At 46.9% G+C, this 15,319-nt stretch carries 13 protein-coding genes, 1 rRNA gene and 1 riboswitch; of the genes, 10 read left to right on the top strand and 4 right to left on the bottom strand.

Annotated elements, in window-relative coordinates:
* From rrf to HGT70_RS09365, 3 genes are all read left to right on the top strand, one after another.
* Positions 1-78: ribosomal RNA gene (gene rrf, locus HGT70_RS16860) — 5S ribosomal RNA — on the top strand; the annotation flags it as partial.
* Between the two features lie 166 nt (positions 79-244).
* Positions 245-1,174: a homoserine O-acetyltransferase MetA gene (gene metA, locus HGT70_RS09370; protein WP_071432428.1), complete on the top strand. Its 930-nt coding sequence runs from the start codon at positions 245-247 to the stop codon at positions 1,172-1,174.
* 89 nt (positions 1,175-1,263) lie between these two features.
* The gene (locus HGT70_RS09365) at positions 1,264-2,883 is read left to right on the top strand and encodes a Na/Pi cotransporter family protein (protein ID WP_071432426.1); all 1,620 of its coding nucleotides are present in this window, start codon (positions 1,264-1,266) and stop codon (positions 2,881-2,883) included.
* Between the two features lie 42 nt (positions 2,884-2,925).
* Here HGT70_RS09365 and panS read toward each other — a convergent pair whose 3' ends face one another.
* Together panS and lysC are read right to left on the bottom strand one after the other, a co-directional pair.
* Positions 2,926-3,837 carry a ketopantoate/pantoate/pantothenate transporter PanS gene (panS, locus tag HGT70_RS09360; RefSeq protein WP_214195691.1) on the bottom strand — a complete coding sequence of 304 codons (912 nt, stop codon included), beginning with the start codon at positions 3,835-3,837 and terminating at the stop codon, positions 2,926-2,928.
* Between the two features lie 12 nt (positions 3,838-3,849).
* A complete protein-coding gene (gene lysC / locus HGT70_RS09355; protein ID WP_071432424.1) occupies positions 3,850-5,205 on the bottom strand; it encodes a lysine-sensitive aspartokinase 3 in 1,356 nt (451 codons plus the stop codon).
* 79 nt (positions 5,206-5,284) lie between these two features.
* Positions 5,285-5,461: riboswitch (Lysine riboswitch) on the bottom strand.
* A 351-nt stretch (positions 5,462-5,812) separates the two neighbouring features.
* Between lysC and pgi the strand changes: the two genes are divergently transcribed.
* The 4 genes from pgi (at position 5,813) to ubiA (ending at position 9,550) form a co-directional block, all read left to right on the top strand.
* The gene (gene pgi, locus HGT70_RS09350) at positions 5,813-7,459 is read left to right on the top strand and encodes a glucose-6-phosphate isomerase (protein ID WP_071432422.1); all 1,647 of its coding nucleotides are present in this window, start codon (positions 5,813-5,815) and stop codon (positions 7,457-7,459) included.
* 168 nt (positions 7,460-7,627) lie between these two features.
* Entirely contained in the window at positions 7,628-8,047 is a 420-nt protein-coding gene (gene psiE, locus HGT70_RS09345; protein WP_071432420.1) for a phosphate-starvation-inducible protein PsiE, read from the top strand.
* Between the two features lie 85 nt (positions 8,048-8,132).
* The gene (ubiC, locus tag HGT70_RS09340) at positions 8,133-8,696 is read left to right on the top strand and encodes a chorismate lyase (protein ID WP_071432418.1); all 564 of its coding nucleotides are present in this window, start codon (positions 8,133-8,135) and stop codon (positions 8,694-8,696) included.
* Positions 8,669-9,550, top strand: coding sequence for a 4-hydroxybenzoate octaprenyltransferase (ubiA, locus tag HGT70_RS09335; RefSeq protein WP_198363466.1), 882 nt, complete (start codon positions 8,669-8,671; stop codon positions 9,548-9,550). The genes ubiC and ubiA overlap by 28 nt, the downstream gene beginning before the upstream one ends.
* Positions 9,551-9,596: 46 nt before the next feature.
* Here ubiA and plsB read toward each other — a convergent pair whose 3' ends face one another.
* Positions 9,597-12,041 (bottom strand): glycerol-3-phosphate 1-O-acyltransferase PlsB, encoded by a 2,445-nt coding sequence (plsB, locus tag HGT70_RS09330; RefSeq protein ID WP_214195674.1) that lies wholly within the window; start codon positions 12,039-12,041, stop codon positions 9,597-9,599.
* Positions 12,042-12,165: 124 nt separating this feature from the next.
* Between plsB and HGT70_RS09325 the strand changes: the two genes are divergently transcribed.
* From HGT70_RS09325 to dinF, 3 genes are all read left to right on the top strand, one after another.
* Complete coding sequence (locus tag HGT70_RS09325; protein ID WP_214195673.1) at positions 12,166-12,546, top strand: diacylglycerol kinase; 381 nt, start codon at positions 12,166-12,168, stop codon at positions 12,544-12,546.
* Positions 12,547-12,634: 88 nt separating this feature from the next.
* Positions 12,635-13,249 carry a transcriptional repressor LexA gene (gene lexA / locus HGT70_RS09320; protein WP_071432414.1) on the top strand — a complete coding sequence of 205 codons (615 nt, stop codon included), beginning with the start codon at positions 12,635-12,637 and terminating at the stop codon, positions 13,247-13,249.
* Positions 13,233-14,591 (top strand): MATE family efflux transporter DinF, encoded by a 1,359-nt coding sequence (gene dinF, locus HGT70_RS09315; RefSeq protein WP_244968883.1) that lies wholly within the window; start codon positions 13,233-13,235, stop codon positions 14,589-14,591. Before lexA ends, dinF begins: the two co-directional genes overlap by 17 nt.
* 1 nt (position 14,592) lies before the next feature.
* Here dinF and zur read toward each other — a convergent pair whose 3' ends face one another.
* Positions 14,593-15,120 carry a zinc uptake transcriptional repressor Zur gene (gene zur, locus HGT70_RS09310; RefSeq protein ID WP_071432412.1) on the bottom strand — a complete coding sequence of 176 codons (528 nt, stop codon included), beginning with the start codon at positions 15,118-15,120 and terminating at the stop codon, positions 14,593-14,595.
* Between the last annotated feature and the right edge of the window lie 199 nt (positions 15,121-15,319).

Genomic DNA, 15,319 nt, shown 5'->3' with positions numbered 1-15,319 from the left:
GCCGAACTCAGAAGTGAAACGCCGTAGCGCCGATGGTAGTGTGGGGTCTCCCCATGCGAGAGTAGGGAACTGCCAGGATCCTTTTAAAAGAGGCCACCTTAACCGGTGGCCTTTTTGCTTTGCAATTTTTAAACTAACTAAAGCTGAAATTATTTCACCTAACCCTTCCATTACTCGACACCCTATCTTCCCCGCGATATATTGGCTATCTGGACGTCTAAAAAGAGATTGAGGAATAAAGGCTATGCCGATTAAAGTACCCGATGAACTACCTGCGGTGAATTTTTTGCGTAATGAAAACGTTTTCGTCATGACCGATACGCGTGCGCATCTCCAAAATATTCGCCCATTGAAGGTACTGATCCTTAACCTGATGCCCAAAAAGATTGAAACGGAAAACCAATTCTTACGCTTATTATCCAATTCTCCTCTGCAACTGGATATCCAGCTTCTACGCATTGATAATCGAGAGTCGCGTAATACGCCAACGGAACATCTCAATGCCTTTTACCGTAATTTCGATGATATCAAAGATGAAAATTACGATGGCTTAATTGTGACCGGTGCTCCGCTCGGTCTCGTCGATTTCGATGATGTCGCCTATTGGCCACAGATCAGTGAAGTCTTAAGCTGGGCAAAAAAGCATGTTACATCAACACTTTGTGTATGTTGGGCGGTACAAGCAGCGTTAAACATTCTTTATGATGTGCCTAAACAAACGTTGGAAGAGAAGATATCTGGGGTTTATGATCATCAGAATTTAGAGCCTCATGCTTTGCTGACTCGCGGTTTCGATGAAACTTTTCTTGCCCCACACTCTCGCTATGCCGCCTTTCCAGTCGAGATGATTGAAGCGCATACTGATTTAGATATCTTAGCCAGCTCTGAGCAAGCAGGGGCTTATCTCATGGCCTCACGGGATAAAAGATTAGTATTAGTTACCGGCCATCCTGAATATGATGCGCATACCTTGGCCGCAGAATTTATTCGTGACACTGAAGCGGGATTATCCCCTATCTTACCTGATAACTATTTCCCAGATAATAACCCGGCGAATAAGCCTAAAGCGACGTGGAGAAGTCATGGACACTTACTCTTCGCTAACTGGCTCAATTATTATGTCTACCAAATCACGCCATTTGACCTACGAGAAATGAATCCCACTTTAGAATAACGGGATGATATGTGTCGTTCTAAAAGGTTGTTTGATTATAATTTTCGTCTAGGCTGTTACGCATAATAGTAACGATAAAGTGGGACGAAATGCTTATATTACTCAATCTATTGGCGGCAATAGCCCTGTTAGTATGGGGCACTCAGATTGTACGCTCGGGAATAATGCGTGTATTTGGTGCAGACTTACGACGTGTACTAAGCCGCAGCGTAGAAAAAAAGCCCTTCGCCTTCTTGGCGGGGATAGGGGTTACCGCTCTAGTACAGAGCAGTAATGCGACAACGTTGTTGGTGACGTCCTTTGTTGCCCAGAATCTGATGACGCTAACGCCCGCGCTAACGGTGATCCTGGGTGCGGATGTTGGTACCGCGCTAATGGCTCGCGTATTAACCTACGACCTCTCCTGGTTATCGCCATTATTTATCTTTATCGGTGTTATGCTGTTTATTAGCCGTAAACAGACTCGAGTGGGGCAAATTGGCCACACGTGTATTGGCCTTGGTTTGATCCTTCTTGCTCTACAGTTGATTGTTGAAGCCTCTCGTCCTATTACTCACGCCGCCGGAGTTCAGGTTCTATTCTCATCACTGACCGGGGATATAGTGTTGGATGCACTGGTTGGTGCATTCTTTGCGATGGTCAGTTACTCCAGCCTAGCTGCGGTCCTGATTACTGCAACGCTTACCGCGACAGATGTTATTGCGCTAAAAGTTGCTCTGTGTTTGGTTGTTGGCGCAAATATTGGTAGTGGCATTCTAGCGCTATTAAATAGTGGCAAGGCAAGTGTTGAAAGTAAGCAAGTTGCGCTGGGAAGCTTACTCTTCAAGCTAATGGGCGCTGCAGTGGTATTGCCTTTTATTGGTGTTTTTGCACATCAACTTGATAAGTTAACCGTGTCGAGCGCGGATTTAGTCATATTATTCCACGTTTTTTATAACCTGGTACGATGCCTGCTATTACTCCCCCTAACAGAGAAAATGGCATATTTATGTCAGCGCTGGATCCCGGCGGCCAATAACGAATCAGAAAAATTCACAACAAGGTATTTGGATCGTGCCGCACTCGATACGCCTTCCTTAGCGCTGGTCAATGCCGCCAGAGAAACCCTGCGTATGGGGGATATCATTGAAAAGATGATGGTAAGCCTGAAACGGGCTTTTCAGGGACAGCAAGGCGAAGAGAAAGTGGTTACCCGCTATGACGACCAAGTCGATGCCTTATATACCGGGATTAAACTCTATCTCGCGCAAATTCCCAGAGAAGAGCTTCAAGAGCAAGAATCTGAACGTTGGGCGGAAATTTTTAATACGGCGGTTAACTTGGAGCAAGCAGGGGATATTCTTGAGACGATGACGGTGGATATCGCAGCAAAATCATTGGCTAAGCAAAAACCCTTTTCCACCGAAGGTTTAGAAGAGCTAAAAACCTTATACGATAATCTACTGGAGAATTTACACCTTAGTCTCTCAGTTTTTATCGCTCGTGATCTGGATGCAGCACGGCGGTTGCGCCGTTCTAAGCATCGTTTCCGTCGGCTAACACAGCGTTATTCATTGACCCATGTTGAGCGATTGTCGCATCAAAATAAACAGAGTCTCGAAACCAGTTCTCTACATTTGGGATTGTTGGGCGAGATGAAAAGACTAAATTCTCTATATTGCTCCGTGGCGTACGGTGTACTGGATCAGCGTGAGGTGGAAGAGGAATAAAGTGCAGGCTCGACAGCAAAAGTGGTCGAGCCTACACAGTACTTAAGACGTTTTCTTGCCTGACCAATAACCGGACAATAATGAGCCGGAAATATTATGCCAGACCGAGAAAAGCGCGCCAGGAAGTGCAGCCAAAGGTGAGAAATAAAGCTTACCTAAGGTTGCGGCGAGTCCAGAGTTTTGCATCCCTACTTCGAGCGCAAGCGTGCGGCAAACCGACTCCTCAAAGCCAAACAGTTTCCCTCCCCAATAGCCCGCCATCAGACCGATTGCATTATGTAGTATTACGGCAACAATTACGGTTACTCCTACACTCGCGATAAAGCTTTGGCTGCCGGCCACTACCGCACCAATAATCAATAAAATAGCGACCATTGAAAGGGTGGGTAAATAAGGCTCAATCCGGTCAACGAATTTTTTACAGCAATGATGCACAATTAATCCGAGGCTGATAGGGATCAGCACGATCTTTACGATACTCCACAACATGCCGACAATATCGACTTGAATCTGGGTGTCGACATAAAACCGTGTTAATAGTGGGGTTGCTACCACCCCGACTAATGCCGAGACAGAAGATATCGTCACCGAAAGGGCCACATCCCCCTTTGCTAGATAAATCATCACATTTGACGCAGTACCGCTGGCTACACTACCGACCAATATCATTCCTGCCGCTAGATCGGCGGGCATATGCATTATTTTAGCGAGCCCGTATGCGGCCGCGGGCATAACAAGGTAGTGTAGAAAGGTTCCAGCCAAAACGGGTGCAGGCCGCGTCAATACCCGACGGAAGTCGTCGAAACTTAACGTTACACCCATCCCAAACATAATCAGCATTAAAAGTTCGCTGACCCAAGGGCCTATTTCGGTAAAACCTGACGGTCGCCAATAGGCGACCGCAGATAATGCGATTGCCCATAACGGAAACAACCGAGTCACCATGGCTAATATCACTGATAATCCTTATTCGAACAGATGTCGATGTAACGTTTGTACAGCGGCTTCGGCGTCTTTACTTGGTAATAAGAAACAAAGATTATGCTCACTCGCCCCGTAGCAGATTAACCGCAGATTAAAGGGTGATAACACGCCAAACACCTCTTTTCCGACCCCTGGTGATTGTGAGAGCTGATTACCAATCAAAGCAACGAGCGATAAATCCTCTTCCACTTCTACCCGACATAACGCTGACAGTTCTGTCAGTAAGGCTTGAGTTAATAATCCTCGAGCCTGACCACTAGTATCTGTCGTATCTAAGGTGAGGGCGATACTGACTTCCGATGTGGTAATCAAGTCTACAGAAATATTATGACGGGCGAGCACAGCAAAAACTTCTGCCAAGAATCCGCGCGCATGTAACATTTTCAGACTGTGAAGCGTTAACAGGGTTTGGCGTCGACGTAAAGTTAAGGCTCTGAATAAGGGTTTCTCGTTAGTTTCTGGATAAACAAAGGTCCCACCATCGTCAGGTGCTTTACTCGACCCCACGAATACCGGAATATTATTGCGTACTGCGGGCAGAAGCGTTGCGGGATGGAGGACTTTAGCGCCGAAAGTCGCCATTTCAGCCGCCTCTTCAAATGAAATTTCAGCAATACGTTTTGCTGTCGCCACGACTCTAGGGTCGGTAGAGAAAATACCCGGGACATCCGTCCAAATATCAATACGGCTCGCCTGCAAGGACTCACCCAATAACGCTGCAGTATAATCACTGCCGCCACGACCGAGTGTCGTCGTTCTTCCCTTACCCTCACAGCCAATGAACCCTTGGGTGATCACTAAGTTATCGTTCAATAGCGGAGCGAGATATTGGGTCGAGAGCTCGCCTAATCGTTGTAAGTCCGGTTCTGCACTCCCGAAACGGTCACTGGTACGCATAACTTTACGTATATCAAACCACTGCACGGCGACGTTTCTTTCACGGATAAGCTCAGTGAACAGAAGTGTCGACATTAGCTCGCCATGGCTCACGAGTTCGTCAGTGAGTGCTAAAGAGGTCGCTAACGAGGCTGCTTCAGATAATGTGGTAATACTTTCGAGGATGCGGTCTATCTCATCGCGGACCACAGCAGCGCTACGTAATTTATCAACGATGGCATACTGAATACGGCGTACTTCGTCGAGCAGATAGGCACGTCGAGCAGTTTCTTGACCTGAAGAAAGCTCAACAAGAAGGTTAGTAATACCGGCAGAGGCTGATAAGACCACGAGTTTGACGTCAGGATGACGAAGAACAATATCGGCACTGCGGGACATTGCGTCGAAATCAGCAACACTCGTACCACCGAACTTTGCCACAATGAATGTGGATTGGGACATACTTAACACCCTCGATTCAAAAAATAATAAAAGATAATTCATTTTTAAGTGAGGGGTGACGATATAGCATGCCTGCTTTCGACTCAGAAGCCCCCCACCTTACGTCATATTGGTGACAGCTCAAGGGATTCAGCCCCTGTAGCCGACAGATAAACATACCGTATGTTTAACGTCTCGGCATCACTCCCCCTGATATGCCGTCGTCGAACACGGATTCTCTGACATACTGCCTGGGTGATGCGCCTCTTCTGATACAGCGTTAATACGCTGTTAAGTAGAAATATCGTGGAATACCGGTACTGTCAACGCTAAATCGTTTATCGGCGAGATTTATTAGTAAAGTTTTAGTATAACCTCGAGGATAAGGTATCCATCCGCAATCAAATAGCATCTCCTAGCAAATCTCATTGCGACGGAAGTTCTAGAGTAGATGATCATTAGCAAGTCTTAACGGGACAAGAGTATGGTCAACCTGTGCATTTTCGGTCAAGATGGGAACAGGTTGCACTAGAGTATTAAATCACAGCCTATTTATCGGTTAAGGACTACTCCTCACAGCTACCCTGTGAGTCTGTCGACAGTTTATTCACTAACTAAGAGTGTTGTTATGAAAAATATTAACCCTACACAAACAGCCGCATGGAAAGCCTTAGAACAGCATTTTCAAACTATTAATGAAACGGATATTGCTACGCTTTTTGCTCAAGACCCGCAACGTTTTTCACGTTTTTCAACTACCTTCGAAGACAAAATCTTAGTCGACTACTCTAAAAACCGTATTACTCAAGAGACTTTAGACAAACTACTGGCCTTAGCGGAAGAGTGCGATCTCTCTGGTGCCATCAACGCTATGTTTGCCGGTGAAAAAATCAACCGTACCGAAGATCGTGCTGTCCTCCACACCGCGCTGCGTAATCGCAGCAATACGCCAATCAAGGTTGATGGCAAAGATGTGATGCCGGAAGTTAATGCAGTATTAGAGAAAATGAAACAGTTCTCTACGCGCATCATCAGTGGAGAATGGAAGGGCTACACCGGTAAGGCGATTACAGATGTCGTTAATATTGGCATCGGTGGTTCAGACTTGGGGCCTTACATGGTTACCGAAGCGCTGAAGCCTTATAAAAACCACCTTGCTATGCACTTTGTTTCCAATGTTGATGGCACCCACATCGCTGAGACACTCAAGCCACTCAACCCTGAGACGACGCTCTTTTTGGTCGCTTCGAAGACATTTACCACCCAGGAGACCATGACCAATGCCCATAGTGCACGTGATTGGTTCCTAGCCACTGCCGGTGATGAGCAACATGTTGCCAAACACTTCGCGGCACTCTCGACTAACGGTTCTGCAGTAAGTGAGTTCGGAATCGATACCGAAAATATGTTCGAATTTTGGGATTGGGTGGGCGGACGTTATTCTTTATGGTCCGCTATCGGTCTTTCAATCGCGCTTTCGATTGGGTTTGAAAACTTCGAACAACTGTTATCTGGCGCTCATGCGATGGATAATTATTTCGTTAAGACGCCAGCCAAAGATAACTTACCGGTGACCTTAGCGTTAATTGGCTTATGGTATAACAACTTTTTTGGTGCAGAAACAGAAGCTATTCTCCCTTACGACCAATATATGCACCGTTTCGCCGCCTATTTCCAACAAGGCAACATGGAATCGAATGGCAAATATGTTGATCGCAACGGGCAGCCAGTTGACTATCAGACGGGTCCCATCATTTGGGGAGAGCCAGGCACTAATGGGCAACACGCCTTTTACCAGCTGATCCACCAAGGGACTAAGATGATCCCGTGCGACTTTATCGCGCCAGCGGTTACCCATAATCCACTTAGCGATCATCACGACAAATTATTATCTAATTTCTTCGCACAGACTGAGGCATTAGCCTTTGGGAAATCGAAAGAGGCGGTGGAGAAAGAATTTACCGAGGCAGGAAAATCAGCTCAAGAGGTCGCTCATATCGTCCCATTCAAAGTATTTGAAGGGAATCGTCCGACTAACTCCATCCTATTGAAGGAAATTACGCCATACAGCCTCGGTGCCCTAATTGCGATGTATGAGCATAAGATTTTCACTCAAGGGGCAATACTTAATATCTTCACCTTCGATCAGTGGGGCGTTGAGTTAGGTAAACAGCTAGCAAATCGAATTTTACCTGAGTTAAAAGCTGACGATAAAATTGCGTCACACGATAGCTCGACCAACGGATTGATCAATCAATATAAATCCTGGCGCTAAGAGTTAAACTCGTAACAAGAATGGCGAGTAATGAAGCGACCCCCGATAGTTGCAAAACCGACTATCGGGGGTTTTTTATGATGATAAAAAAGAGTATTCATTGAGATCTTTGTCACATTAAAGCATTATTATTCTGAGATCCTACCCCTAGTATACTGAGAAAAAATAATGAACGATCAAGCCGTTACCCCTAAGATCCCGCGAATGATTGCTAACATCTTGCAATGGGTACTCAATATCGGGCTAATTGTCCTAGCCGCTATTCTTGCGGTCTTCTTAGGCAAAGAAACCTATAATCTTGTCACGGTACTTTTTCATCGGGGCGAGGAGCAATCTGCTTTTCTATTGATTGAAGGTATTGTGATCTATTTTCTCTACTTTGAATTTATTGCTTTAATTATCAAATATTTCCAATCTGGCTATCACTTCCCACTACGTTATTTTATCTACATTGGTATTACTGCGATTGTGCGACTAATCATTGTTGATCATAAAGACCCTTTAGATACCTTAATCTATTCGGCGGCCATCTTGGTTTTAGTGGTCACGCTCTGGTTAGCCAATAGTCGTCGGTTAAAGCGTGAATAGCACGAAGACCCCATACCCTTGCAGAAGATTGCAAGGCACTCTGTTATGATTGGGCTTATCTCCTAGGTTAATACGGAATCGTATCATGCATCACCCTCTGGTTGAGACATTACTAACCCAACGATTTCGCTCCCTAGCGGCAGTAGACTGCCCGGTGGACGTCTATTCGTGGCTGGTGGATGAGACGTCGATGACGGCGCGATTAGAGGCACATTGTCAGCAATTAAAGGTGACTTTGGTGGATGAAGGATTTGTTACGGCACAACGCCTTTCCATCGATGAGCGCAATGCATTAGGCGATAGCGAAGGGACGCAACGCTTTTGGTTAAGAGAAGTCCAGCTGATCGCTGATGGCGAGCCTTGGTTAGCCGGAAGGACCCTCATTCCCGAGGCAAGTCTACAGGGGCCGGAAGCAGCACTAATGACCCTAGGAACTCGACCTCTTGGGCACTATCTCTTTCAATCGTCATCCTTAAGCCGCGACTATCTATTACCAGGCATCATGGACGGTTTATGGGCAAGGCGGTCTTTACTTCGCTTGGCCGAAAAGCCGTTATTACTTACAGAAATATTTTTACCTGCATCACCACTTTATCCGCCACTGGCAGAAGGATCTTCACCGTGCACCCTGCAAACACATCAAAAATAAACGCTTATCTGCAATTAATGCGCTTAGATAAGCCGATTGGTACACTTCTTTTACTTTGGCCGACTTTTTGGGCTTTGTGGCTGTCAGGTATGGCATTTCCGCCGTTGTCTGTGCTTATCGTCTTCACCTTAGGGGTGATTTTTATGCGTGCGGCGGGCTGCGTCATCAATGACTACGCCGATCGGAATATCGATGGACATGTTGAAAGAACTAAAAATCGCCCGTTAGCCAGTGGCCGAGTCAGTGCGAAAGAGGCGAAAATTCTTTTTCTAGCCTTAGTTATCTGTTCTTTTCTCTTAGTATTAACCATGAATCGTATGACGATTCTACTCTCTGTCGTAGCGGTACTGCTTGCATCAATCTACCCATTTATGAAGCGCTACACGCATCTACCGCAGGTAGTGCTGGGGGCAGCTTTTGGTTGGGCGATACCGATGTCTTGGGCGGCGGTCACTGAAACGCTTCCCGGTGTTTGTTGGTTACTCTTCTTCGCTAATATATGCTGGACCGTGGCCTACGATACCCAATATGCGATGGTGGATCGGAATGATGATCTGAAAATCGGTGTAAAGTCGACGGCAATTCTCTTTGGCCAACACGACCGCACGATCATTGGTTTCTTACAGTTCTTAACCTTATTTCTACTGGTATTAGTCGGCAGAACGCTACACTTAAATACGTTCTATTATGGCAGTTTGGTGGTGGCGGCAATTCTTTTTGTATGGCAACAGAAACTGACCTATCAGCGTGAGCGAGGAGCTTGCTTTCAGGCTTTCCTTAATAATAACTATGTGGGATTGGTTATCTTCGCGGGCGTGATTTTGAATAGCTTGCCGTTTATTAACCTGATGTAACATAACGATAAGAAAAAGGCGACCACAGGGTCGCCTTTTTTATACTCTAGTTTTCGCTTTTATCTGGCAGCAAGTTATCAGCATTTTCGATGGTTTGTCTGACATCTCGATTCATCAAGTTCAGGAGCAGATTACGCATAGTCGACGATTTCTCGCTATTCGCATCATCGCGATCACTGATATAGCCTTCATCACGTAGCGTTAATACTAATCCAGTGAAGACAGCTTTATCGAAGAACTCAGGGGCATTAATCCCGTGTAATACCGATAATCGCTGAGCGAGAGTACGGCTCTCTTTTTCGAGAGTCCCACGGTTAATCGTCGGTTTGGCGCTGAGGATCGTGAAGGTTATGGCATAACGCTGTAAGGTTTCTCGAACACCGGCCGCAAGCAATTGTAGCGTTCGGTACTGCTGGGTAGCGGTTGCCGTGAGTACGCCTTGATTCTCGGTAATAAGCTCTTGGCGACAAAGTTCTTCGAGTAGTAACTTGATCGTTGGCTCAAGCTGGTCTTTATCCCAATGTAGGAATAGCTCACGCTTTAGCATCGGATAAATAAGCTGTACCTGCTTGATAAGCTCACCGTACTCCAGCGATTTATGCTGCAGGATGATGCTTGCCAACAATGAAGGCAGTACCAGCAAGTGATGGATATTATTACGATAATACGTCATCAATACCGCTTGCTCACGCGGCAACACCACGATCTCACCAAGTGTATCTTGCTCTAACGAGAACTTGTTCATATCGATAGCGTGATCCAATAACGCCTGAGGCGTCATATCCGGCAGCGTCGACTCGGTAGAATAAGGAACGTTACGAAGTAGCTCGCTGTAACAGGTGAGCTGAGTCAGTAGCTGCTCACGAGTTAGAGAGCGTTGGCGAGAGGCTAATAAGGCCGTTACGCACAGGTTCATCGCATTCGCAGCCCCCGCATTATTAATACGTGTCATTACCTTCTCTGCAATATCATTGACTGCAGGGGTGAGCCAAGTTGGACGTTGTACTTCAATCGGATCGATATCGTTACGCCACTCAGGGACATGTTGATTAAGATAAGCGTTGAGCGGTAGTGGCTCACCAAAGTTAACGAAGCCTTCACCAAGATTACGCAGTTTACGTAGCCCGCGAATCATCTGTACGAAGCCTTCTTTCTCTTTGGCCGCGCCTCTCAGCTCTTTAGCGTAGGTGGCGACTTCCATCACGTGTTCGTAACCGATGTAGATCGGCACTAAGGTGATTGGACGGTTGGTCCCACGCAACATCGCCTGTAGCGTCATGGTCAAGGTGCCGGTTTTCGGATCAAGCAAGCGGCCTGTCCGCGAACGGCCACCTTCGACAAAATATTCGACCGAATAGCCGCGACTAAATAACTCTCCTAAGTATTCACGGAATACGGTGGAATAGAGTTTATTTCCCTTAAACGTTCGACGAATAAAGAAGGCGCCGAGGTGGCGGAAGATGGGGCCTGCTGGCCAAAAATTAAGGTTAATACCTGCTGCGATATGCGGCGGTACTAAGCCTTGATGATAGAGCACGTAGGACAGGAGCAGGTAATCCATATGACTTCGATGACAAGGGACATACACTAACTCGTGACCATCCTGAGCAAGTTGGCGAACGCGTTCACCACCGTTGACGGTGATCCCTTTGTAGAGGCGACTCCACAGCCAGCTCATTACGCGATCGGTGATACGGATCGCTTCATAAGTAAAGTCGGCAGCGATCTCCTCCATCATCTCAACGGCATTTTTTTGCGCTTCATCATGGGAGATTTTTTTAGCGCGTGCTTCATCTTCGACCGCTTTTGCGATGGCTGGAGACTGTAGAAGCTTAGTAAAGAGTTGCTGGCGAGCGGGCAGACTTGGCCCGACTGCAGCAAGACGTTGCCGAGAAAAATGAATATGGGCAACCCGAGCGAGCTTCTGCGCAATCGACTTATCAGTACCATGTTCGTCGGCCATCTGGCGCATCGACACTTTCGCTGAGAAGCGTACAAAACTATCCCGGCCTAACCACAACACCGCAAATAGTTTTTGTAACCCATTCAATTCGCGCAAAGAAGGCCCTGGCTCTCCATTAATCTCACGCGCAGGCGCACGGCCAAACATGACTGATACTGGGACTAGTTGTACGTCTAGTGCAGGGTTATTTTTGTGTAAATCAAGATAGTCATGAAAGATTTTTACTGATTCTTGATTTGGCGTAAAAGAAGGGAAAACACGTGGCCCATCATGCATAAAAACATAACGCGGCAATACGGCGCCATCAATTTCGACAGGGATCAACGGATCGGGAAGGTCATGCTTCAAACACTGGGTGCGCAGCGCGAGCAGATCCGTTTTGGAATCATAGGGGAAAACGTACATAATAGGACGCGTTGAATCGAGACCCAATTCTGTGACGGGATCTCCAGGAATTACCCGGCTTTTCACAACAAAAGAAAGGGGTAAGTTTAATACTTTATAAAGTAAATCACGCCAACCTGACATAAATAAATTCATAGCCTCTTAAATGAGCAAAGCGCAATCATCATAACAGAAACGGATAGGAAGATCTGTCCAGTAAAAATGTAATATCGGGCAGTCTCGTAGTAATAAAAGGAGAAGAGGATTAATGTCTAACCAAGTTACCGGATGGCGTCGTATCGTGAATGCAGCGGGTTATTCATGGAAGGGATATAAAGCGGCTTGGCTAAATGAGGCGGCTTTTCGACAAGAAACGTTGCTAGCTCTACTGGGTACTATCATTGCGCTATTCCTGCCAGTGTCTCTGCTCGCAAAACTGGTTCTCATCGGGTCGATGATTACGGTCATCGTTGTTGAACTGCTTAATAGTGCCATCGAGGCTGTGGTAGATCGTTTTGGCGGCGAGTGGCATACGCTCTCTGGCCGTGCCAAGGATATGGGCTCGGCAGCGGTGCTGCTCGCACTGTTATGGTCGTTAGTCGTGTGGATAGCGCTATTAGTCGAGAGTTGGCACCACTATTTCCCATAACCTCGAGCAAATTATCGTTATAGTCGGTTTCTATTTATAAAATACCTGTATATACTCACAGAGACTGTATAAACAACCAGGGGGTCGGATGAAAGCGTTAACAACTAGGCAGCAGCAGGTTTATGACCTGATTCGTGATCATATTAATCAGACTGGCATGCCGCCGACCCGCGCCGAAATTGCCGCGCAACTCGGTTTCCGCTCGCCTAATGCGGCAGAAGAGCACTTAAAAGCCTTGGCCCGTAAAGGGGTTATCGAAATTGTCTCGGGGGCTTCCCGGGGGCTACGTTTGTTGCTTGAAGAGCCACAGGTAGAAGGCTTACCATTGATCGGCCGCGTCGCCGCCGGCGAACCGATCCTTGCGCAAGAGCATATCGAAAGTCATTTCCAGGTTGATCCCTCGCTGTTTAAGCCTAATGCCGATTTTTTGTTACGTGTTAGCGGAATGTCGATGAAAGATATCGGTATTATGGATGGCGATCTCCTCGCGGTACATAAAACACAGGAAGTACGCAATGGGCAAGTCGTCGTCGCGCGTATTGATGACGAAGTCACCGTTAAGCGTTGGAAAAAAGATGGCAATACCGTGCAGCTCCTTCCAGAAAATAGCGATTTTGACCCAATCATCGTGGATACACGTCAACAAAGCCTAATGGTTGAAGGCTTGGCCGTCGGGATCATCCGTAATGGCGAGTGGCTATAGCTGGGGAACTATGTGGCAAGTATTGACGGCAACGGATAAAAAACTCTGGCGCCTCGCGGTTCCGATGATCCTCTCGAATATCTCGGTGCCTCTACTTGGACTCGTTGATACCGCGGTTATCGGCCATTTGAGTCACGAAGTTTTTTTGGCCGGTGTGGCGATAGGTAGCAGCGTAACCAGCTTTGTCTTTATGTTGTTCCTATTTTTGCGGATGGGAACGACAGGCCTTACTGCACAGGCGTGGGGTGCAAAGAACGCTAATCAATTAATCGAGGCACTATTCCAGCCGTTACTGCTTTCTCTTGTCATCGGAACACTTTTTGCGTTATTCCACCTTCCCATCACCGAACTGATTCTTAAACTTATGGGTAGCGCCAATGAGGCGCGACAACAGGCCCATCTCTTCCTCTCAATACGTTGGTTAAGTGCACCGGCGACCTTGGCTAATATGGTGCTCCTAGGTTGGCTGTTAGGCATACAGTACGCTAAAGCGCCACTAATCCTGCTTATCGGCGGCAACGTCGTTAATATCGTTTTGGAATTACTGTTCGTATTGCATTGGCACTATGCGGTGAGCGGAGCCGCTTGGGCGACCGTTATTTCAGAATACTTCAGTCTCTGCTTAGGTCTCTATTTGGTATGGCGAGCAGCGCAGCAGCGTAATCTTAGCCTGATGCCGAAGGGTATCCAGTTAGGCCAAGGACTGATGCGGGTTTTCCGACTTAATCGCGATATCCTTTTGCGTTCGTTATTCCTGCAACTCTGTCTAATCAGCTTCACGATTATCGGGGCACGGTTAGGGACACATATCGTTGCCGTTAACGCGCTTCTCCTCATGTTCATGACATTCACCTCGTATGCCTTAGACGGGTTCGCTTATGCGGTCGAATCGGTATCGGGAGAGGCTTTTGGCGCGAGGAATATGGCGTCATTACGCGCTATCTGGTACGCGGCCTGTAAGCAAGCCGCGGTGGTTGCTCTGTTGTTTAGTGGTATTTATGCCTGCTTAGGCAATACTATTATCGATCTTTTGACCTCACTACCTTCTCTACAACAGGAGTCCGGTCACTACCTAATCTGGCAAGTAATTTGTCCGCTCGTCGGGGTGGGGTGTTATCTACTCGATGGCCTATTTGTCGGGGCGACGCGTGGTAGGGAGATGAGGAACAGTATGTTAATTGCAGCCATCGGTTTTGGGCTAACGCTGTTCACCGTACCAGTACTTGGTAACCATGGCCTATGGTTAGCGTTAATGGTTTTCTTAACCTTACGCGGGATAACATTAGGTTATAGATGGTTGATGCACCTGCGTAACGATAGCTGGTTTGATCTAAGCCGCTAAGTTAGGCGCGGCCAGCTTTACGTTTAGGTTCAACAACGTTCTGATGATCGTGATGGCAATGATCTTGATCGTCACACGCTAATATTGCTGTGCATTGCTGACACAAGCCATGAGCTTCGATAATGCTGTGGCGCAGCGTAAATCCAGAAGCCGTCGACTGCTCAACAATCCATTTCTCCATACCTTCCGCAGGTCTTTCTGTCACGGACGCACACTGGTCACAGACTAAAAGCATTGACGTATGTGAGGGGTGGTCAAAGTGAGGGCAAACGACATAACTATTATTCGATTCGACACGATGGATAAAGGCCTGTTCCAGCAGAAAGTCTAGCGCTCGGTAAACGGTCGGGGGCTTGGCTTGAGGTTCGCTGATACGTAACTTATCGAGTAGATCGTAAGCGCTAATGGCGTGTGGATGCTCGATCATGAGTCGTAGGACTTCCGCACGTTGTGCGGTTAAACGAACCCCGCGCTGAATACACAATTTTTCAGCATCAGCGATTATTTTCTTAGCAGAGTCTGGCTGCATAAAACGCCTCAATCATTTAATTTATTGAGTAGATTCTAACACATTTCTCTTACGAAGCGCAGAACATGCACTGTGAACTCGGCTAAGCAATATATTGCGTAGGCAATTTGAGGAGACTTTGTTTGTGACGACAGAGATGACTAAAGTCTTCTCATACAAAATTGTTGCGAATACAAATTGGTCCCCGTTGAGGGGAATC

The organism is Rosenbergiella collisarenosi (genome assembly GCF_018494085.1).
GTDB lineage: Bacteria > Pseudomonadota > Gammaproteobacteria > Enterobacterales > Enterobacteriaceae > Rosenbergiella > Rosenbergiella collisarenosi.
The sequence above is the reverse complement of the archived record's forward strand: the minus strand, read 5'-3'. Positions and strand labels throughout refer to the sequence as shown.

Bases quoted from the DNA above. Each gene is read 5' to 3' on its own strand.
- metA (WP_071432428.1), top strand. From the start codon at position 245: ATGCCGATTAAAGTACCCGATGAACTACCTGCGGTGAATTTTTTGCGT.
- HGT70_RS09365 (WP_071432426.1), top strand. From the start codon at position 1,264: ATGCTTATATTACTCAATCTATTGGCGGCAATAGCCCTGTTAGTATGG.
- lysC (WP_071432424.1), bottom strand. From the start codon at position 5,205: ATGTCCCAATCCACATTCATTGTGGCAAAGTTCGGTGGTACGAGTGTT.
- pgi (WP_071432422.1), top strand. From the start codon at position 5,813: ATGAAAAATATTAACCCTACACAAACAGCCGCATGGAAAGCCTTAGAA.
- psiE (WP_071432420.1), top strand. From the start codon at position 7,628: ATGAACGATCAAGCCGTTACCCCTAAGATCCCGCGAATGATTGCTAAC.
- ubiC (WP_071432418.1), top strand. From the start codon at position 8,133: ATGCATCACCCTCTGGTTGAGACATTACTAACCCAACGATTTCGCTCC.
- plsB (WP_214195674.1), bottom strand. From the start codon at position 12,041: ATGTCAGGTTGGCGTGATTTACTTTATAAAGTATTAAACTTACCCCTT.
- HGT70_RS09325 (WP_214195673.1), top strand. From the start codon at position 12,166: ATGTCTAACCAAGTTACCGGATGGCGTCGTATCGTGAATGCAGCGGGT.
- lexA (WP_071432414.1), top strand. From the start codon at position 12,635: ATGAAAGCGTTAACAACTAGGCAGCAGCAGGTTTATGACCTGATTCGT.
- dinF (WP_244968883.1), top strand. From the start codon at position 13,233: ATGGCGAGTGGCTATAGCTGGGGAACTATGTGGCAAGTATTGACGGCA.
- zur (WP_071432412.1), bottom strand. From the start codon at position 15,120: ATGCAGCCAGACTCTGCTAAGAAAATAATCGCTGATGCTGAAAAATTG.